General features: G+C 70.3%; 16 protein-coding genes. 6 read left to right on the forward strand and 10 right to left on the reverse strand.

What is annotated here, in order from left to right:
* Positions 1-43: 43 nt before the first annotated feature.
* Together IEZ19_RS18830 and IEZ19_RS18835 are read left to right on the forward strand one after the other, a co-directional pair.
* Positions 44-2,317, forward strand: coding sequence for a PTS fructose transporter subunit IIABC (locus tag IEZ19_RS18830; RefSeq protein WP_189312379.1), 2,274 nt, complete (start codon positions 44-46; stop codon positions 2,315-2,317).
* Positions 2,318-2,425: 108 nt separating this feature from the next.
* A complete protein-coding gene (locus tag IEZ19_RS18835) occupies positions 2,426-2,671 on the forward strand; it encodes a hypothetical protein (RefSeq protein ID WP_189312380.1) in 246 nt (81 codons plus the stop codon).
* Between the two features lie 43 nt (positions 2,672-2,714).
* Here IEZ19_RS18835 and IEZ19_RS18840 read toward each other — a convergent pair whose 3' ends face one another.
* From IEZ19_RS18840 to IEZ19_RS18855, 4 genes are all read right to left on the reverse strand, one after another.
* The gene (locus IEZ19_RS18840; RefSeq protein WP_189312381.1) at positions 2,715-3,461 is read right to left on the reverse strand and encodes a DUF6227 family protein; all 747 of its coding nucleotides are present in this window, start codon (positions 3,459-3,461) and stop codon (positions 2,715-2,717) included.
* Positions 3,462-3,677: 216 nt separating this feature from the next.
* The gene (locus IEZ19_RS18845; RefSeq protein ID WP_189312382.1) at positions 3,678-4,898 is read right to left on the reverse strand and encodes a L,D-transpeptidase; all 1,221 of its coding nucleotides are present in this window, start codon (positions 4,896-4,898) and stop codon (positions 3,678-3,680) included.
* A 598-nt stretch (positions 4,899-5,496) separates the two neighbouring features.
* Positions 5,497-6,525, reverse strand: a complete 1,029-nt coding sequence (locus tag IEZ19_RS18850) for a P1 family peptidase (protein WP_189312383.1) — start codon at positions 6,523-6,525, stop codon at positions 5,497-5,499.
* A 39-nt stretch (positions 6,526-6,564) separates the two neighbouring features.
* Complete coding sequence (locus tag IEZ19_RS18855) at positions 6,565-7,794, reverse strand: low temperature requirement protein A (protein WP_189312384.1); 1,230 nt, start codon at positions 7,792-7,794, stop codon at positions 6,565-6,567.
* Positions 7,795-8,022: 228 nt separating this feature from the next.
* Here IEZ19_RS18855 and pflB point away from each other — a divergent pair, with 228 nt between their 5' ends.
* The 3 genes from pflB to IEZ19_RS18870 all read left to right on the forward strand — a co-directional run bounded on the left by pflB (position 8,023) and on the right by IEZ19_RS18870 (position 11,401).
* Positions 8,023-10,320 carry a formate C-acetyltransferase gene (gene pflB, locus IEZ19_RS18860; RefSeq protein WP_189312385.1) on the forward strand — a complete coding sequence of 766 codons (2,298 nt, stop codon included), beginning with the start codon at positions 8,023-8,025 and terminating at the stop codon, positions 10,318-10,320.
* Positions 10,321-10,332: 12 nt separating this feature from the next.
* Complete coding sequence (gene pflA, locus IEZ19_RS18865; protein ID WP_189312386.1) at positions 10,333-11,163, forward strand: pyruvate formate-lyase-activating protein; 831 nt, start codon at positions 10,333-10,335, stop codon at positions 11,161-11,163.
* A gap of 61 nt (positions 11,164-11,224) precedes the next feature.
* Positions 11,225-11,401: a hypothetical protein gene (locus IEZ19_RS18870; RefSeq protein WP_189312387.1), complete on the forward strand. Its 177-nt coding sequence runs from the start codon at positions 11,225-11,227 to the stop codon at positions 11,399-11,401.
* Positions 11,402-11,423: 22 nt separating this feature from the next.
* Here IEZ19_RS18870 and mscL read toward each other — a convergent pair whose 3' ends face one another.
* The 6 genes from mscL to IEZ19_RS18900 form a co-directional block, all read right to left on the reverse strand.
* Positions 11,424-11,882, reverse strand: a complete 459-nt coding sequence (gene mscL, locus IEZ19_RS18875) for a large conductance mechanosensitive channel protein MscL (RefSeq protein WP_189312388.1) — start codon at positions 11,880-11,882, stop codon at positions 11,424-11,426.
* Between the two features lie 138 nt (positions 11,883-12,020).
* Positions 12,021-12,596, reverse strand: coding sequence for a CpaB family protein (locus IEZ19_RS18880; protein ID WP_373297011.1), 576 nt, complete (start codon positions 12,594-12,596; stop codon positions 12,021-12,023).
* 201 nt (positions 12,597-12,797) lie between these two features.
* The gene (locus IEZ19_RS18885; RefSeq protein WP_189312389.1) at positions 12,798-13,631 is read right to left on the reverse strand and encodes an S-methyl-5'-thioadenosine phosphorylase; all 834 of its coding nucleotides are present in this window, start codon (positions 13,629-13,631) and stop codon (positions 12,798-12,800) included.
* Between the two features lie 99 nt (positions 13,632-13,730).
* Positions 13,731-14,048 carry an FmdB family zinc ribbon protein gene (locus IEZ19_RS18890; protein ID WP_189312390.1) on the reverse strand — a complete coding sequence of 106 codons (318 nt, stop codon included), beginning with the start codon at positions 14,046-14,048 and terminating at the stop codon, positions 13,731-13,733.
* Positions 14,049-14,115: 67 nt separating this feature from the next.
* On the reverse strand, positions 14,116-15,408 hold the full coding sequence (locus tag IEZ19_RS18895) for an MFS transporter (RefSeq protein ID WP_189312391.1): 1,293 nt from the start codon (positions 15,406-15,408) through the stop codon (positions 14,116-14,118).
* Positions 15,409-15,733: 325 nt separating this feature from the next.
* Positions 15,734-17,233, reverse strand: a complete 1,500-nt coding sequence (locus IEZ19_RS18900) for a potassium/proton antiporter (RefSeq protein ID WP_189312549.1) — start codon at positions 17,231-17,233, stop codon at positions 15,734-15,736.
* Between the two features lie 314 nt (positions 17,234-17,547).
* Between IEZ19_RS18900 and IEZ19_RS18905 the strand changes: the two genes are divergently transcribed.
* Positions 17,548-20,307 carry a penicillin acylase family protein gene (locus IEZ19_RS18905; RefSeq protein WP_189312392.1) on the forward strand — a complete coding sequence of 920 codons (2,760 nt, stop codon included), beginning with the start codon at positions 17,548-17,550 and terminating at the stop codon, positions 20,305-20,307.
* Positions 20,308-20,337: the final 30 nt, after the last annotated feature.

The raw sequence follows: 20,337 nt of genomic DNA on the forward strand, positions 1-20,337 counted from the left end.
CCCACCCCACTCCCCGGGCGATACGCGTGCGAAGGAGCCCGCGATGAGCGACATGATCACGGCGGACCTGGTCGATCTCGACCTGTCCGCCGACACCAAGGAGGCGGTGGCGCGCGCCCTCGCCGAGCGCATGGTGGCCCTGGGCCGGGTGACCGACCTGGAGGGCTTCCTCGCCGACGTGGCCGCCCGGGAGGCGCAGATGCCGACCGGCCTGGACGGCGGTATCGGCATCCCGCACTGCCGCAGCGAACACGTCACCGAGCCGACACTCGCCTTCGGGCGCAGCGCGACCGGAATCGACTTCGGCGCGGCGGACGGCCCGGCCGACCTGATCTTCCTGATCGCGGCCCCGGCAGGCGCGGACGACGCGCACCTCACGATCCTGTCGTCACTGGCCCGGCACCTGATGAACGCCGACTTCACGTCTGCGCTGCGGGCGGTGGGCGATGCGGAGGCGGCGGCTGCGCTGATCCGGGGGGACGCGGCGCCGGGGAACGTCGGGGCGCGAGGTGCGGGTGAGGGCGCGTGTGAGGTTGCGGGCGCTGGGAGTGCGCAGGATGCGCAGGGCGCGCGCGAAGGTGTGGGCGCTGGGAGTACGCGGGATGCGCAGGGCGTGCGCGATGTTGTGGGAGCCGGGAGCGTGCAGGATGCGCCTGGCGTGAGTGAAAGTGCAGGCGCCGGGAGTGTGAAGGGCGCCGTGGGCGCCTCCGGAGACACCGCTGCGGCGTCGGCGGCGGCCTCCGCCGACGCCGCAGCGGGCAGCACGGCCGATGCGACCGGCACGAGCGGGGCGACCGGCGAGGGCGAGCGCCCGTTCCGCGTCGTCGCCGTCACCTCCTGCCCTACCGGCATCGCGCACACGTACATGGCGGCCGAGTCGCTGGAGAGCGCGGGCCGCGACGCCGGCATCGAGGTCGTCGTCGAGACGCAGGGCTCCGCGGGCTTCACCCGGCTCGACCCGGCGGTGATCGCGGCGGCAGACGGCGTGATCTTCGCGCACGACGTCCCCGTACGCGAAAAGGACCGGTTCGCCGGCAAGCCGACCGTCGATGTCGGTGTGAAGGCCGGCATCAACCGCCCTGGCGAACTGATCGCCGAGGTGCGCGAGAAGGCCGCGCGCGGTGAGGTGACCGCGGGGGCGCCCGCCGGTGCCGGTACGCCGGTCGAGCGCGCCGGTGGCTCCGGCGAGGGCTACGGCACCAAGTTGCGCAAGTGGCTGATGTCCGGCGTCAGCTACATGGTCCCGTTCGTCGCTGCGGGCGGCCTGCTGATCGCCCTCGGCTTCGCGATCGGCGGCTACGAGATCAAGTCGGCGCCGTCGGTGATGGAACACTTCGTATGGACGCAGACCGACAGCTGGGGCGCCCTGCTCTTCCAGATCGGCGGCGTGGCCTTCGGCTTCCTCGTCCCGGTCCTCGCGGGGTACATCGCGTACGGCATGGCGGACCGGCCGGGCCTGGTACCCGGCTTCGTGGGCGGCATGATCGCCTCCACCATCAACGCGGGCTTCCTCGGCGGCCTGGTGGCCGGTCTGATCGCCGGCGGCGTGGTGATGGCGATCCAGAAGGTGAACATCCCGGCGGCGCTGCGCGGCATCATGCCGGTGGTGGTGATCCCGCTGATCTCCTCGGCGATCGTCGGCTTCCTGATGTTCGTCGTGATCGGCAAGCCCATCGCCTCCGCCCAGAAGGCGATGACCGACTGGCTCAACGGCCTCACCGGCACCAACGCGGTCCTGCTCGGCGCGCTGCTCGGCCTGATGATGTGCTTCGACCTCGGCGGCCCGGTCAACAAGGTGGCCTACACCTTCGCCACGGCCGGTATCGCGGTGGCCAGCCCCAGCGACTCCGCGATGAAGATCATGGCGGCGGTCATGGCGGCCGGCATGGTTCCGCCGCTGGCGATGGCCCTGGCCACCACCGTGCGCGGGAAGCTCTTCACACAGACCGAGCGGGAGAACGGCAAGGCCGCCTGGGTCCTGGGTGCCTCTTTCATCTCGGAGGGGGCAATCCCGTTCGCCGCGGCGGACCCGCTGCGCGTCATCCCGTCGTCGATGGTCGGCGGTGCGGTCACCGGCGCTCTGTCGATGGCCTTCGGTGCCACCCTGCGCGCCCCGCACGGCGGCATCTTCGTGGTCCCGCTGATCGGGAACCCGTTCCTCTACCTCCTCGCCATCGCGGCCGGCGTCTGCGTCAGCACGGCCCTGGTCGTCATCCTCAAGGGCCTGCGCAAGCCGGCCCCGGAGACCACCGGCGCCGAGTCGCAGCCGAAGCCGCCCACCGCGACGGCGGAGGCGAAGCAGCCGGTCGCGGCGTAGGGCAGCCGCTCTTCTTGTCCCTTTGGAGTGCTGTGAGTTGTTCACGGCACCTGCGAGATACGTCACGGTCCGGGGCCGACGTCCCGGACCGTGGTGTCTACTGAGCGCATGCCTGAGCACGTCTCGATCCTGCACCTGATGGTCGTGGCCGGTCTGGTCCTGACGACCGCGGCCTGGGTGATCTTCCTGCGCATCCTGCACCGCGCCCGCCGCGAGGCCGTACAGCGCTCCGGCCACCCCCTTCACGCCCTCGCCCACCAACGCCTGGACGGCCCCCATCGGGAGGCCGTCGAACTGACTCCGGCGGAGCAGGACGCGTTCGCGGGACTCGTACGGCGGCTCGGCGACCGCTAGCCGCTGTGGGCCACCGCATCCGGAGCCGCTACTGGCGCCTTCTTCAGGCCTGCCGTGCCGCCCGCCGCTCCATCGCGTCGCGGGCCGCGTCCTCCGACGCGTACACCTCGCACATGTGCCGTCCGTCGGGGGTCGCCGTGTGCTCGACCTCCCACAGGGAGAGTTCCTGGCCGTCGCGGAGCAGGAACGCGTGCTCGTAGAGCGAGAAGCTCAGGCCCACTCGGCCGCCCCGGCTCGGACGGCCGAAGGCCTGCGTGATCTGGTGCGCGAACGCCGTCGCGAGCAGCGCGGCCGTCTCCGCGTCCGGCCGGTCCGGGTTCTCCGCGCGGCGCAGGACCCGGCGTGCGTGGTCGGCCGAGTCGTCCGGCACGTACGTGTGGCGCGGCTCGGGGATCGGCGACAACTGCGTGAGCACCAGGAGTTCGAAGTCCGGGGTGTCAGCCGGTAAGGGCAGACGCGCGGTGGCGGCCCGCAGCTCCTCCTCGTCGGTGTACACCTCGTGCTGCGGGTCACTGCCGGGCGCCGTATTGTGCACGAGCTCCCAGAACGTGACCGCCGAGCCGTCCGCGAGCAGCCACGTGTGCCGGTACGTCTCCCGGTGCAGCCCCGCGCTGTGGTGGGCGGAGTGCAGCGAACTGTCGTGCGCCAGCGCGCAGTCGAGCTGCCGTATCGCCTCGTCGGGCAGCTCGAAGGAGTTCAAAGCACGGCGCAGGAGCCGCGCGAGGTGCTCCTCCGGAGACTCGGGCGACTCGGCTGGTTCGTACGCTGTCGTCTCGTACGGAACGCTCAAGGCATCTCCCGGCGTTGCTGCATGTCACCTTGTGGGTGCATACCGTAGCCCCTCGGTCGGACATCATGTCCGGGAACCGAGAAAACGTACGCTGCGAAAACGCGCGGGCCGCACGGAAAGTTCCCGCGCGGCCCGAGACCCCGTCAAAAATCGCCGGTCAGACGGCCCTTCCGGCTCTCCCGGTGATTCCGCCGACCTGACGAAACCGATGATCGATCAGTCGGCGCTGCCCGCGACCCACTCGCTCCACGCCATGTTCCAGCCGTTGAGGCCGTTGTCCGGCGCCACCGTTTTGTCGGGGGAGTTCTCGACGATCACGACGTCCCCGACGAGCGAGTTGTCGTAGAACCACTTGGCGCTCGTGTCCCCCCGCGCGCCCTGCACGTCGGCGAGCCCGACGCAGCCGTGGCTGGTGCCCTGCCGGCCGAAGGGCGGGTTGCCCTTGTCGTACCAGTAGTTGCCGTGGATGAACGTGCCGGACGTCGTCAGGCGCATCGCGTGCGGCACGTCCGGGATGTCGTACTCGCCGCCGTAGCCGACCGTCGAGCCGTTCATACGGGTCTGCACGAACTTCTCGGAGATCACCATCTGTCCGTTGTACGTCGTGTGCTGCGTGCTGCCCGCCGAGATCGGCACCGACTTGAGGGTCTTGCCGTCCCGCACCACCGTCATGGTCTGCGTGTTCACGTCGACCGTGGAGACCTGCGAGCGCCCGATGGTGAGGGTCACCGTCTTCTTCTGCACGCCGTAGACGCCGTTCGCGCCCTCGACCCCGTCCAGGTCGATCTTCATCGTGACCTCGGAGCCGGCCTTCCAGTAATCCTCCGGCCGGAAGTCGAGCCGCTGCCCCCCGAACCAGTGCCCGACCACCTGCTGCCCGCCGCTGGAGGTGACCGTGATGTGCGACTGCACGGCCTTCTTGTCGGTGATGGCCTTGTCGAAGGTGAACGACACAGGCATGCCGACCCCGACCGTGGTGCCGTCGTCCGGCGTGTACGTCCCGATGAAGCTGTTCGACGAGGTGACGGTGGTGAAGATGGAATTCGCGGCGGCGGTACGGTCGTTCGCGTCCTTCGCTGCCGCCGCGATCTCGTACTTCGTGCCGCGTTCCAACTGCTCCTTCGGCTTCCAGCTCCTGCCGTCCGCCGATATCGCGCCCGGCACGGCCTGCCCCGATCCCGCCACGGTCATCTTCACGTCCGTCAGCCTGCCGTCGCTGACCTTCACGCCGGTCGCGTTGATGGACGCATCGGTCGAACCGTCCTTCGCCGAGATCACTATCTTCGCCGCGGACGTCCTGGGCGAGTCCTTGCCGCTCTTGCCGCCGCCGTCCGTGGCGTTGGCGTTGCCGCCGCATCCGGTGAGGGTGAGGGCGCCGACCAACAGGACGGCACAGGCCCCCAGCGCGCGCCGCGCTGCAATGTCCGGCGTTGTCACGGGCTGCTCCAGGTTCTTGTGATGTGGGTGATCCGCTCCGATGCGTGAAGAAAGAGGGCGCCGTCCCGGGCAGAGGTTCCCTCCGGCGGTCGTGAACGCCATCACGTGACAGAACCGGGACAATCCGAGGCTCGGCGGACCTGGTTGGCGCGAGCTCGGTCCAACTGCGGGTGTGGGGGTGTCACTTGCGGGGGGGGGGAGTGGGCCGGCTGTGGGCGGGACGGCGCATGCACGGGCGGTAGCCCGCGGGTGTGGAACGGCCTTGACCCGCGCCCTGGTCAGCTACGCACCCCGCTCAACACGAACGCGCCGCACCGCCCGGCGCCGGTCCCGTCACTGGAACACACGCCCTTCAGCACTCCCCTGCGCCTCGCGACAAGGCTCAGTGCCGTACGGCGCCCCGCGCCCCGCCGTGCAACGCGCGCCGCACCGCGCCTTCCGTGCCCCGTGTACGGCAACACGCACTCGCCGCGCCCCTCCCGTACCGCCGCTCACCACCGAGCGCCGCGCGCCCGCGCTCGGCACCCGCGCCCGGCGCGAGCGCTCACCGCGAGCACCCGCGCCCGGCGCGAGCGCTCACCGCGAGCACCCACGCCGTCTACCGCCCCCCGTACAACTCCTCGTACGCCGGCCACGTCCCGCCCGGCCCGTCCACCGACTCGGCGGCGCGCACAGCGCGTACGATCGCGCGCGTCACCACGTCCGCGCCTGCCGCCAGGACGTCGTTGAGCGCGAGTGGGCGCTCGGCGTCGAGCGGGCGCGCGCCTGTGGCCAGCGCGAACACCGTGTCCCCGTCGTTCAGCAGGTGCACTGGACGTACCGCGCGCGCGATGCCGTCGTGCGCCGTGCCGGCCAGTTTCTGCGCCTGGGCCTTCGAGAGGTCCGCGTCCGTGGCGACCACGGCGAGCGTCGTGTTGAGCGGCGGAGGGGTGCTCTTCGCAGCGATCTCGGAAAGCCGCCGGCGCGCGGCCTCGTGCACGCGCGCCTCCGGATAGCGCACGCGCCCCTGGAGCAACTCCCCGTACAGCACGCCCGTTTCCGGATCCACCGCCGACCCCGCGGCATTGGCGACCACCAGCGCGGCCACCGTGATCCCCGAGTCGAGGACGGTGCTCGCGGTGCCGACCCCGCCCTTGAACCGCCCCACCGCGGCGCCCGTACCGGCGCCCACGCACCCCTCGCGGACCCCCGCTCCCGGGGCGCTCGCCGCGGCGGCCTCGACCGCCGCGCGCCCCGTGGCCGCGTCCGGTCGCGCCCGGAAGTCCCCACCCCGACCGAGGTCGAAGACACAGGCGGCGGGCACCACCGGCACGACGTGCGCGGGGTCCGGCCCGACCCGCACGCCGCGCCCCCGCTCCTCCAGCCATGCCATCACGCCGGACGCCGCGTCCAGCCCGTAGGCGCTGCCGCCGGTCAGCACGACGGCCTCGACCGTGCGTACCAGGTTGCGCGGGTCGAGGGCGTCGGTCTCCTTGGTGCCGGGGCCGCCGCCGCGCACGTCCACCGCGGTGACGGCCCCGCCCTCGGGAGCGAGGACGACCGTCGTGCCGGAAAGCCAGCCGTCGCCGGTGCGGGTCGCGTGTCCGACCCGCAGTCCGGCGACGTCCGTCAATGCGTCAACTGTCATGGCAGCCAGTCTGTCCCAGCCGGTGGCGCGCCGGACCGGTCAGGCGAGAGCGCCTGCTTCCGCCGCGCGCGCCTCCCTGCCCGCGCGCGCCGTCAGCGTCACGCCGATCGCCACCGACAGGGCACACACGACACCGGCCGTGAGGACCGCCCAGTCGCCCAGGAACGTGCAGCAGATCACCAGCAGCGCCGTGGCCGGCAGCACCAGTTGCTGGGCGATGCCCACCTTGAAGTGGCGGGCGTGCAGCACCCAGACGGTCAGCAGGTACAGCGCCGTCGGCAGGGTGACGGCGGCCGCGGCAGCCAGGGCGGAGATGTGCGCCTGGCCGACCGCATGCTCGATCGCCACCTCGAGGCCGGCGCCGATCGCGGCGGCCGAGGCGAAGATCAGGTAGTGGCCGTAACCCCACAGGAACGCCTGCTTGTAGGCGCGCAACCGACCGTGGATGGGCACCACGAAGTAGATCCACCAGGCCGAGAAGACGATCAGCAGCCCGCCCGCCGCGATCGGCAGCAGATCGCCGAGCGCCTCTCCCAGGGCCGGTTTGACGGCGACCGTGGCGGCGGCGATGGTCTCGCCGAGCACGATGATCGTGAACAGCCCGTACCGCTCGGCGATGTGGTGCGGATGCCAGGCGGTGGCGTTGTACCTCTCCGCGTACACGGGCACGCACATCTCGGCGATCGCCATCACCAGGAACAGCCAGGGCCGTGCGGCTTCCGGCAGGACCACCAGGCCGACCCAGCCGATCTGGCACACCAGCACGCCGACGGCGTACCGCAGTGCCATGGTTCTCTCTGCGCCCTCGGCCGATCTCGCGGCCCGCAGCCACTGAGTGGCCATCGCCAACCGCATGATCACGTAACCGATCAGGACCGTGGTCCAGTCGTGGTTCTCGAACGCCCGGGACACACCGCCCGCCAGCACCAGGACGCCGGCGACCTGGACGAGGGTGACGATCCGGTAGAGCGCGTCGTCGTTGTCGTACGCCGAGGCGAACCAGGTGAAGTTCATCCAGGCCCACCAGATGGCGAAGAACACCATCGCGTAGTTGAGGATGCCCTCGCCCGTGTGCCCGGCGGCCACGGCGTGCACGAGCGAGACACCCGCCTGCGCCACGGCCACGACGAAACACAGGTCGAAGAAGAGCTCGAGCGTCGACGCGACGCGGTGCGCCTCGTCGCGTCCTCGTGCGGTGAGCCGGCGCACGGGCCGGTGGGTCTGGGGCCCGCCCGGGGAGGCGGGCGCTGGAGCGGAACTCGACGTCATGCCTCCCAGCACAGCAGAAAACCGGACCAAAATCTTGTGAGGCGATTCACAAGAATGGGGAGGGTCAAAGTCCCGATGAAACGACCAGGTCGGACGGTGTGCGGGCTGATCGGCCCCGCGTGCTGAGGGACGTTCGGACGTCGATCGGGGACCATCGCTGCACCCGGGGCGTTCGCCGGGGGCGTGCAATGGATCCGTAGCGACCGGCCGACGCGGAAGGTGCGGGACATGACTGCCACGCCTGCGGAAACCACCCCTGTGACGCCCGCTGAGGAGTCGACGGGCGAAACCTCGGCTCGCCGGGACGCCTGGACCGGCTTCCGCGGCGACCGCTGGCGCGACACCATCGACGTCCGTGACTTCGTCCAGGCCAACTACACGCCCTACGAGGGCGACGCCGCCTTCCTCGCCGGCCCCACCGAGCGCACCACCAAGGTCTGGAACAAGCTCCTTGCGCTGTTCCCCGTCGAGAACGAGCGCGGTATCTACGACGTCGACGTCCACACCCCGTCCCGCATCGACGCCTTCGCGCCCGGCTACATCGACCCCGACCTCGACCTGATCGTCGGCCTCCAGACCGACGCCCCGCTCAAGCGCGCCATCATGCCCAACGGCGGCTGGCGGATGGTCGAGAACGCCCTCACCGCCTACGGGTACGACCCCGACCCCGCGATCAGGACGATCTACACCAAGCTCCGCAAGACCCACAACGACGGGGTCTTCGACGCCTACACCCCGGAGATCCGCGCCTGCCGTTCCTCCGGCATCATCACCGGCCTCCCCGATGCCTACGGCCGCGGCCGCATCATCGGTGACTACCGGCGCGTCGCCCTCTACGGGGTCGACCGGCTCATAGCGGCCAAAGAGGCGGTCAATGTTCTCCTCGACGCTGAGTGGCCCACCGTGGAGCTCATTCAGGAACGCGAGGAAACGAGGGAGCAGATCCACGCCCTCGAAGAACTGCGAGCCATGGCCCTCTCCTACGGTTACGACGTCTCGGGACCCGCCCGCTCCGCCCGCGAGGCCGTCCAGTGGCTGTACTTCGCGTACCTCGGCGCCGTCAAGGAGCAGAACGGCGCCGCCATGTCCATCGGCCGCATCGACGCCTTCCTCGACATCTACCTCCAGCGGGACATCGAGCACGGTCTGCTCACCGAGTCCGAGGCCCAGGAACTGATCGATGACTTCGTCATCAAGCTGCGCATCGTCCGCTTCCTGCGCACCCCCGAGTACAACGAGCTCTACTCCGGCGATCCCACCTGGGTCACCTGGTCCCTGGCCGGCCTCGGCGAGGACGGGCGCCCGCTGGTCACCCGCACCACCTTCCGCGCCCTGAACACCCTCTACAACCTCGGCCCGGCCCCCGAGCCCAACCTCACCGTCTTCTGGTCCCCGCGTCTGCCCGAGGCGTTCAAGACGTTCGCCGCGCGGGTCGCCGTCGACACCGGCGCCCTCCAGTTCGAGTCCGACGACCTCATGCGCCCCAAGTACGGGGACGACACCGCCATCGCCTGCTGTGTCTCCGCGATGGCCATGGGCCGGCAGATGCAGTTCTTCGGTGCCCGCGTGAACGTCGCCAAGGCCCTGCTGTACGCCATCAACGGCGGCCGCGACGAGATCTCCGGCAAGACGGTCGCCGAGGGCTTCGAGCCGATCACCGACGAGTACCTCGACTACGACCTGGTCCTCACGGCCTACGACGCCATGCTCGACTGGCTCGCGAAGACCTACGTCCACGCGCTCAACGTCATCCACTACATGCACGACAAGTACGCCTACGAGCGCCTCGAGATGGCCCTGCACGACCGGGCGGTCCTGCGCACCATGGCCTGCGGCATCGCCGGCCTGTCGGTCGCCGCCGACTCCCTGTCCGCCATCAAGCACGCACGCGTGAAGACGATCCGCGACGAGACCGGTCTCGCCGTCGACTACGTCGTCGAGGGCGATTACCCGGCTTACGGAAACAACGACGACCGGGCCGACTCCCTCGCCCGCTGGATCGTCCACGAGTTCATGGAGAAGGTCCGCCGGCATCCGACGTACCGCGACGCGGTGCACACCCAGTCGGTCCTGACGATCACCTCGAACGTCGTCTACGGCAAGAAGACCGGCAACACGCCCGACGGCCGCCGTGCGGGCGCCCCCTTCGCGCCCGGCGCCAACCCCATGAACGGGCGTGACCAGCACGGCTACGTCGCCTCGGCGCTCTCCGTCGCCAAGCTGCCGTACGACGATGCGGAGGACGGCATCTCGCTGACCAACACCATCACCCCGGACGGCCTGGGACGCACCCCCGAGGAACGCGTCGCCAACCTCTCCGGAGTACTGGACGGCTTCATGGCCTGCGGCGGCTTCCACATGAACGTCAACGTGCTCGACAAGGCGACCCTCGAGGACGCGATGGAGCACCCCGAGAAGTACCCGCAGCTCACCATCCGGGTCTCCGGCTACGCGGTCAACTTCATCCGCCTGACGCGCGAGCAGCAGCTCGACGTCATCAACCGCACTTTCCACGGTTCGCTCTGAGGGCGAGGGACGATGACCATGCTTCCGACGTCCGCGCCGGCCGTCCCGACGGCACGGGACCGGCGGCCCGCTTCCGCGGCGGCCACCCCGGCCGTCGCGGCGAGTCGGCGGCCCGCTGTGGGTTCGGTGCACTCCTGGGACCTGTCGACCGGTGTCGACGGGCCGGGCGCCCGCTTCGTGACCTTTCTCGCCGGCTGCCCGCTGGCCTGCCTGTACTGCCACAACCCCGACACCTGGCGGATGCGCTGCGGCACGCGCACCTCGGCCGACGACATCGTCGCCGAAGCCGCCAAGTACAAGCGGTTCATCGCGGCGGCCGGCGGCGGCGCCACCGTCAGCGGGGGTGAGCCGCTGCTCCAGCCGGTCTTCACCGGCGAGCTGCTGCACCGCTTCAAGCACGAACTGGGTCTGCACACCGCCCTGGACACCTCCGGTTTCCTCGGCACCCGGGCCACCGACGCGCTCCTGCGCGACACCGACCTGGTTCTGCTCGACATCAAATCCTGGGACCGCGCCACCTACCGCAAGGTCACCGGCCGCCCGCTGGAGCCGACTCTCGACTTCGCCCGCCGGCTGGCCGTCCTGGGCACGGAGGTGCACATCCGCTTCGTGCTCGTGCCCGGCCTCACCGACGACCCCGCGAACATCGAGGGCGTCGCCGCCTTCGCCGCCGGTCTCGGCAACGTCTTGCGCGTCGACGTCCTGCCCTTCCACAAGCTGGGCGAGGCCAAGTGGCAGGCGCTCGGCATGCTTTTCACGCTGCACGACACGCCCACTCCCACCACGGAGCAGACCGCCCTGGCCAGGGGTGTCTTCGCGGCCCACGGTCTGCACGCGGTGTGAGTGCGCCGGACCCGAGGCGAGGCCGGGACGAGGGGTGCGGGAGGGGCCGTACCCTTGAGGCATGAGCACCGCCCCCGCCCCCGAGCCGCGTGACCCGAAGGCCGCGCTGATCTTCGACGATCCGCTGAACCAGCAGTCCTCGGACGACACGGACCGCGGCTGGGGCGAGCGCGGCGACAGCGACAGCGCCGCCGACCTGAAGCGCTTCCTCGACGAGAAGCCGCCCCACCACCTCTGAGCGAGGCTCCGCAGAAGCGCCGCTACCGCCCGTCCTGGCCGGAGCCGCGCTGCGCGACCAGCGCGTCGCGGATCTCCTTCAGCACCTCCAGCTCGGTCACCTCGATGACCTCGTGCGTGCCCTCCTTCGCCTTCCTGCGGGCCTCCACCCGGGCCAGGTACTTCGACATCGGCAGGACCATCAGGAAGTAGACCACCGCCGCGGTGATCACGAAGCTCAGCGTGGCACCGAGGACAGAGCCCCACATCAGCTGGATGCCGTGCGTGCCCTGGCACGACGAGCTCAGGCATGTGCTGTAGACGTCGAGATTCTTTGTGCCGACCGCTCCGACCAGCGGGTTGATGATGCCCTTCACCACCGAGTTGACGATGTTCGTGAAGGCGGCGCCGATGACCACCGCTACTGCCAGATCGACGACGTTGCCGCGCATCAGGAAGGCCTTGAAGCCCTCCCAGACGCTTGGTTCCTTCTTCTCGCTCACCTCGGGGACTCTCCTCGTATGCACAGGGTGTGGAACGAAACGCTCCGCAACCTACGGCACGATGAGGCCATCCTGTCCAATTCCCTAGCTTGATCAAGCGACTTGACAGCGTCTCGACCAGCAGACGACCGAGGGAATTCAGCACAGCGTCACCGCCAGCCGGGCCGAAGCGCTCGCGCCTACCAGGCGCGCCGCCGTGGACCGCGGCACCGAGAGCACGACCAGAGCCCCGCTGCCCGCGGTGTCGTCCAGCGGCTCGGGCAGCTGGGCCACCCGCGCCCCGCGAGCGATCACCCGCGCGTCGCCACCCGTCGCCGGGTCCTGCGCCGCGACGACGTCGACCCGGTCGCCGGGCCGCAGCAGCCGCACGGTCGCGGCGTCGGCGATGCGCACCGGTGCCGTCACCATGTCCACCGCGCCGTGGCGCCGTACCGGCTCCGCCGTGGGATGTCCGCGGGGCCGCTCCGGGCGGTGCGGGTCCGTCGCGGCGCGCGGCCCTGCCGCCACGAGCGCGGCTGCGGTGACGGCGAGGCCGGCCGCCACGGCCCGGCGCCGGTGCCGTACGAGCCGTTGCAGCTGATACCGCCCGCCGCGCACACGCACCGGCGCGAAGTGCGGGACCTCGCAGGTGGCCGGGGCGTCCGTGCCCAGCGGGCGGGGCGAAGGAAGCGGACGCGGGAACGACGGGGAGGGGGACGGGGGGAAGACGGGCACGAGGACCACCACCTGCGACGAGGAATCGGCTTGCGATGCCACGATGAGGCCTCGCGCCGATGTCCGCCGGAGCCGGTGGACTACTGGCCGGTTGTGGACAACTCGCTCACTCGAACGAGGAGTTCCACCCCACGTCCCTCACGTCCCCACGTCCGCCGTCGGTCACGCCTTCCCCACGGCTCCTTCCGCGCCGCTCCTCCGCTACGGCAGTTCGAACCCCGGGTCCATCCCGCCGAGGGCGTTCGTGCACAGGCAGTCGCGCGCCGAGTTCTCCGGCAGCGCCGCCACCGCGTCGAACAGCACGCCGCGCAGCCGGTCCACATTGGCGGCGAACACCCGCAGCACCTCGTCGTGCGAGACGCCCTCGCCGGTCTCCACACCCGCGTCGAGGTCGGTGACCAGGGTCAACGACGTGTAGCAGAGCTCCAGTTCACGGGCGAGCGCGGCCTCCGGGTGGCCGGTCATGCCCACCACCGACCAGCCCTGCGCCTGGTGCCACAACGATTCGGCGCGGGTCGAGAAGCGCGGGCCCTCGACGACGACCAGCGTGCCCCCGTCCACGGGCTCCCAGTCCCGGCCGCGCGCCCCCTTCAGCGCGGCCGCCCGCCCGGTGGGGCAGTACGGGTCGGCCAGGGAGACGTGCACCACGTTCGGCACGGTGCCGTCGGGCAGCGGCAGCCCGTCGAAGTACGTACCCACGCGGGATTTCGTACGGTCCACCAGTTGATCCGGGACGAGCAGCGTGCCGGGCCCGTACTCGGGGCGCAGGCCGCCGACCGCGCACGGGCCGAGGACCTGGCGCACGCCGACCGAGCGCAGCGCCCACAGATTGGCGCGGTAGTTGATGCGGTGCGGGGGCAGGTGGTGACCGCGCCCGTGCCGGGGCAGGAAGGCGACCCGCCGGCCGGCGATCTCACCGAGGAAGAGTGAGTCGCTGGGAGCCCCGTAGGGAGTGTCCACCTGGATCTCGGTCACGTCGTCGAGGAACGAGTAGAAGCCCGAGCCGCCGATGACACCGATCTCTGCGTTCGCCATGACGAGCACACTAGCTGGCCGGGAAAACGCCGCAGAGCCGGTACCCGGGAACGCCGAAGACCCTGCCGCCGAGGGCGGCAGGGTCTCGCGGGAGGAAGATCAGGCCGCGGAGCTGTTGGTGGAGCTCGACGAGGACGAGGAAGCCGACGAGGACGACTTCGAGTCCGACGACGAGGAGCCGGCCGAGCTCGACGACGAGGACGTCGACGACTTCGAGGCCGGGCTGCTGCTCGACGAGGAGCCCCTGCTGTCGTTGCGGTAGAAACCCGAGCCCTTGAAGACAATGCCGACCGCGGAGAACACCTTCTTCAGGTGGCCACCGCAGTTGGGGCACTCGGTCAGGGCGTCGTCGGTGAACTTCTGCACCGCCTCGAGGCCCTCGCCGCATTCGGTGCACTGGTACTGATAGGTGGGCACTGTCTTCCTCCTGGCACTCTCACTCGATGAGTGCTAACGACGGTCCATAGTGACGTATTCCCGGGGATCAGTCCACCGTGACCGCCGTGCGGTGACCGACGCCACGTGCAACCGGGCGGTTCCGGGACGGGGCGACGAGCAGCGAACGCAGTGCCACCAGGGTGCCCAGGGCGAGCAGCGTGCCCGCCATCGGCACCAGGAATCCGGCGCCGCCCCACAGCCGGTCCTCCAGCTGTCCGGCGACAGTGACCGCGGCTGCCTGGCCGAGTGCGACCGCGCCGGTCAGCCAGGTGAAGGCCTCGGTGCGGGTGCTGGCCAGGACCAGGTCCTCGACCAGGGTGTAGCCGGTGATCAGGGCCGGTGCGATGCACATACCCACCAGCAGGCCGAGACCCGCGAGTACGAGCACCGAGTGCGCGGTCCACAGGGCGGACGCGGTCAGCGCGAGCGCCGCGTAGCCGATCACGAGGCGGCGCTGCGGAGCGGCCCGCCACGCGATCGCGCCGCACACGATGCCGGAGAGCATGTTGCCCGCGGCGAAGGTCCCGTACAGGACGCCGTTCAGACCGGGTTCGCCGATCGACTCGGTGAACGCGGCGAGCGAGACCTGCATGCCGCCGAAGACGGAGCCGATGCCGAGGAAGGCCACGACCAGGACGCGCACACCGGGGACGTGGAGCGCGGAAGCGTGCTTCACGCGCGCGTGCCCGGCGCCGGTCACCGGCGGTTGCGTGGCCCTGCTCGCGGCGAACAGCAGGCCGCCGACGAGGGTCAGCGCGGCCTCCGTGACCAGGCCGGCGGCCGGGTCCACGGCGGTGCACAGGGCCGTCGCCAGCAGCGGGCCGACGACGAAGGTCAGCTCGTCCGTGACGGACTCGAAGGCCGCCGCGGTGCTCATCAGGGGTGAGTCCTGGAGCTTGACGCCCCAGCGGGCACGCACCATGGGGCCGATCTGCGGCACCGAGGCGCCGGCCGGCACAGCCGCCGTGAACAGCGCCCACAGCGGTGCGTGGGACAGCGCGAGCGCCGTCAGTGCGAGACCCGACAGGGCGTGCACGAGGACGCCGGGGATCAGGACCGCGCGCTGGCCGTGACGGTCGGCGAGCCGACCGCTGTAGGGCGCGAACAGTGCCATGGAGACGCCGGTGACGGCCGCGGCGGCGCCCGCGGCACCGTACGAGCCGGTGGTGTGCTGTACGAGCAGCACGATGGAGATGGTCAGCATCGCGAACGGCTGGCGCGCCGCGAAGCCGGGGAGCAGGAACGTCCAGGCGCCGCGGGTGCGCAGCAGCTGTCCGTATCCCGGGCGGGACGGTGCCGCCGAGTTCTTCGACGGCTCGGAGGTGACCGTGGATGCCACGGCCCGTGCCTTTCTGCCGCCTGGTAGCGCGCCCGTGCGGGGGCGCCGAGAGCTGTCCTCTTGCGCGGAACTGCGGTAGATACCGGCGCCCGCTGAGGAGGGCTTCCCGGCCGCCATACGGTCGCGCCAGCTCTGCGTCAGGCAGAGTTGGTTCGATCAGGGTGCCTTTAGCGTACAGGGATCAAGGCGTCGCACGCCTGTGAAAACGAGCACCCGAAGGCCATTCACCTGGGATTGGCGGGGGAGTGAACCATACGAAACACACCCTTAACGTGCGTCTCGAGCGCGCCACGGTGCACATACCGCCCCGCACACCACCCCGCGCTCAACCGCCCGCCCCGTCCGTCCCCAGCCACCCGGCCAGCTTGCCGCCATGAGCCACCGCCCGCAGGCGGCGTTCCGCCGCGTCGCGGACCGGGTCCGTGGTGACCACGAGGAGTTCGTCGCCGCGTCGCAGCACCGTGGCCGGCATCGGGACGAACGATTTGCCGTCGCGGACGACGAGGGTGACGGCGGCCCCGGCCGGCAGGCGCAGCTCGCCGACCTCGACGCCGTGCATGCGCGAGCCCTTGGGGATCGCGACGGACAGCAGGTGTCCGCGCAGCCGCTCCAGGGGAGCCGACTCGATGCCGAGGTCGGCGGCCTCCGGCTGGTCGCCGAGGTGCAGCTTGCGTGCCACCCAGGGCAGTGTCGGGCCCTGGACGAGGGTGTAGACGACGACCAGGACGAAGACGATGTTGAAGATGCGGCGGCTGCCGTCGACGCCGTTCACCATGGGGATCGTCGCCAGGATGATGGGCACGGCGCCGCGCAGCCCGGCCCAGGACATCAGCGTCTTCTCCGGCCAGGGCACCCGGAACGGCAGCAGGCTGAGCACCACGCTCAGCGGTCGCGCCACCATCGTCAGCACCAGCCCGATGACGAGGCCGGGCCAGATGTCGTCGCCCAGGTCGTGCGGCGTGACCAGCAGGCCGAGCAGGACGAACATGCCGATCTGGGCGATCCAGCCGAGCCCCTCGGCGAAGCCGCGTGTGGCGGGCCAGTGCGGCAGCCTGGCGTTGCCGAGCACCATCGAGGCCAGATAGACCGCGAGGAAGCCGCTGCCGTGCGCCAGCGCGCCCGCGGCGTACGCCGTGACCGCGATCGCCACCACGGCGATCGGGTAGAGGCCGGAGGCCGGGAGCGCCACGTGCCGCAGTCCCCAGGCGCCCAGCCAGCCCACCGCGAGCCCCACGGCGGCGCCGATGGCGAGTTCCAGCACTATCTCGCCCAGCAGCACGTACCAGTGCTCGATCGGGCCCGCGGTCGAGAACGCGACGACCAGGATGACCACCGGGGCGTCGTTGAAGCCCGACTCCGCCTCCAGGGTGCCCGTCACGCGCGCGGGGAGCGGGATTCTGCGCAGGACGGAGAAGACCGCCGCCGCGTCCGTCGAGGACACCACCGCCCCGATGATGAGCGCCTGCCGCCACCCCAGCCCGGTCAGATAGTGCGCGCCCGCCGCCGTGACACCGACGCTCACCGCGACCCCGAACAGCGCCAGCGTGGAGGCGGCCGGCAGAGCCGGCTTGATCTCCTTCCGCTTCGTGCCCAGGCCGCCCTCGGCGAGGATCACGACCAGGGCCGCGTACCCGATGACCTGGGTCAGCTCGGCGTTGTCGAACTTGATGTCCCCGATGCCGTCCTGGCCCATGAGGACGCCGATGCCCAGGTAGACGAGCAGGCTGGGGAGCCCGCTGCGCGAGGAGATCCGGACGGCCGCCACGGCGACGAGCAGGACGACGGAGCAGAGGAGCAGGAGCTGGTTGAGGTGGTGGACGGTCAGTGGCAGATCCCTTCGCCGGCTCGCGCGCGGGAGGCGCGAAGCTCACGTACACACGATGCGGAGCCCATGTCCGTACGACGCGAGGCTCAGCTGACGACACGATCGAGGCTGCGGTACTCCGCACCCAAGTACTTCGTTACCTTACCTAATTCTTGACGCTTTCTTGACGCCCGGCGAGGCAAGATCGAACGTCCGTCCGCGCTGGTTCCCCACTCCGCGTCAAGGGGCACGGGGCCCTGCGCCTATGGTTGCTCCAGCGCTCATTCAAAAGGACAGCCCGCCTCGCCGCTCGCGTTAGGACAGCAAGGACAGCGATGCCCCCCAATACCACCGCCACAACGGGTGACACACCCGTCAAGTCCGGCAGGAAGAAGGGGCGCAAAGCCCGTCTGATCGTGCTGGTGCTCGTCCTGGCCATCGTCGGTGGCATCGCCTACGGGGCGTACTGGTCGATCAGCACCGTCCGTGCCTCCTTCCCGCAGACCGAGGGCTCCGTCACGCTCGACGGCCTGTCCGGACCGGTCGACGTGAAGCGGGACGGCAACGGCATTCCGCAGATCTACGCCTCGTCCGACGAGGACCTGTTCATGGCGCAGGGGTACGTGCAGGCGCAGGACCGGTTCTACGAGATGGACGTGCGCCGGCACATGACCGCCGGGCGCCTGTCGGAGATGTTCGGCAAGGGCCAGATCGAGGACGACGAGTTCCTGCGCACCCTGGGCTGGGACCGGGTCGCGAAGAAGGAGTACGACACCGAGCTGTCGGACTCCTCGAAGAAGTACCTCCAGGCGTACGCCAAGGGAGTCAACGCCTACCTCCGGGGCAAGGACGGCAAGGACATCTCCCTGGAGTACGCGGCGCTCGGCTTCAGCAACGACTACAAGCCGCAGCAGTGGACCCCGGTCGACTCGGTGTCCTGGCTGAAGGCGATGGCCTGGGACCTGCGCGGCAACATGCAGGACGAGATCGACCGCGCCCTGATGACCAGCCGCCTGGGTCCGCAGCAGATCAATGACCTCTACCCGGAGTACCCGTACAGCCGCAACAAGGCGATCGTGCAGGAGGGCCAGTACGACGAGCTCACCCGGACGTTCCAGCAGAGCGGCGCCACGAGCGGCGCACAGGGCGCGACGGGCACCCCGGGCACCGTGACCTCGGCCTCGTCCGGTTCGGCGCTCACGAGCCAGCTGGCGGGCCTCTACAACGTCCTGGACGACGTCCCCACGGCCGTCGGTGTGAACGGGCAGGGCATCGGCTCCAACTCCTGGGTCGTCGGCGGGAAGTACACCATCACCGGCAAGCCGCTGCTCGCCAACGACCCGCACCTGTCGCCCTCGCTGCCGTCCGTCTGGTACCAGATGGGCCTGCACTGCCGCACCGTCTCGGCCAAGTGCCAGTACGACGTCACGGGTTACACGTTTGCCGGGATGCCCGGTGTGATCATCGGTCACAACGGCAACATCGCCTGGGGCATGACGAACTCCGGCGTCGACGTCACCGACCTCTACCTGGAGAAGCTCAGCGGCGACGGCTACCTGTACGACGGCAAGGTCCGGCCCTTCACGAGCCGTGAGGAGACCATCAAGGTCGCCGGCGGCGCGTCCAAGAAGATCGTCGTCCGCGAGACCGCCGACGGGATGCCCCTGCTGTCGGACCGCGACAACGAACTCGTCAAGGTCGGCAAGAAGGCCACCGTCGACACCGCGGCGCCCGACCGCGGCGACGGCTACGGCATCGCCCTGAAATGGACCGCGCTGGACCCCGGAACCTCCATGGACGCCGTCTTCGCCCTCGACAGGGCGGCCGACTGGAAGGACTTCCGCGCGGCGGCCGCCCTGTTCGACGTGCCCTCGCAGAACCTGATCTACGCCGACACCCAGAAGAACATCGGCTACACGCTGCCCGGACGGATCCCCACGCGCGCGAAGGGCGACGACGGTTCCGTCCCGGCGCCCGGCTGGGACTCCCGGTACAAGTGGACCGGCTTCGTCAAGCAGGACGAGCTGCCCTCCGAGTACAACCCCGAGCGCGGGTACATCGTCACCGCCAACCAGGCAGTGATCGACTCGGACAAGTACCCGTACACGCTGACCGCGGACTGGGGCTACGGTGCCCGCAGCCAGCGGATCACCGACCTGATCGAGTCGAAGATCAAGGGTGGCGGCAAGATCTCCACCGACGACATGCGGCAGATGCAGCTGGACAACAGCAGCGAGATCGCCAAGCTGCTCGTGCCGAAGCTGCGCCAGATCAACCTCGACGACAAGGACGTCCGCGACGCCCAGAAGCTCCTCGAGGGCTGGGACTACACCCAGGACGCCGACTCCGCGGCGGCCGCCTACTTCAACGCGGTCTGGCGCAACGTCCTCAAGCTCGCCTTCGGCAACAAGCTGCCCAAGGAGCTGCGGGTCAAGGGCCAGTGCCTGTGGGTGGACAAGCTCGACAGCACCGGCCCGGTGGACGACGACACCAAGGTGCGCGAGTGCGGTGAGCGCGACGCCGACCAGGCGCAGCCCGACGGCGGCGACCGCTGGTACGAGGTGGTCCGCAACCTGATGGACAAGCCGGACAGCGACTGGTGGAAGACGCCGGCCTCGGGCACCCGCCCCAAGGCCGACAACCGCGACCAGCTGCTCGCCCGCGCCATGATCGACGCCCGCTGGGAGCTGACCGCCAAGCTCGGCAAGGACATGGACACCTGGAGCTGGGGCCGGCTGCACCGCCTGTTCCTGAAGAACCAGACCCTGGGCACCGAGGGCCCCGGCTTCCTGCAGTACGCGCTCAACCGTGGCCCCTGGAAGCTCAGCGGCGGCGAGGCGACGGTCAACGCGACCGGCTGGAACGCCGCGGGGGGCTACGGCGTCATCTGGGTGCCGTCGATGCGGATGGTGGTCAACCTCGACGACCTCGACAAGTCCAAGTGGATCAACCTCACCGGCGCCTCCGGGCACGCCTACAGCGCGCACTACACCGACCAGACCGAGAAGTGGGCCAAGGGCGAACTGCTGCCCTGGTCCTTCTCCGAGAAGGCGGTCGACGACAGCACGAGCGACACGCTGGTGCTCAAGCCGTGATCCACTGACGGCACTTCGGCGATGGTGAAG

The organism is Streptomyces brasiliensis (genome assembly GCF_014647875.1).
GTDB lineage: Bacteria > Actinomycetota > Actinomycetes > Streptomycetales > Streptomycetaceae > Streptomyces > Streptomyces brasiliensis.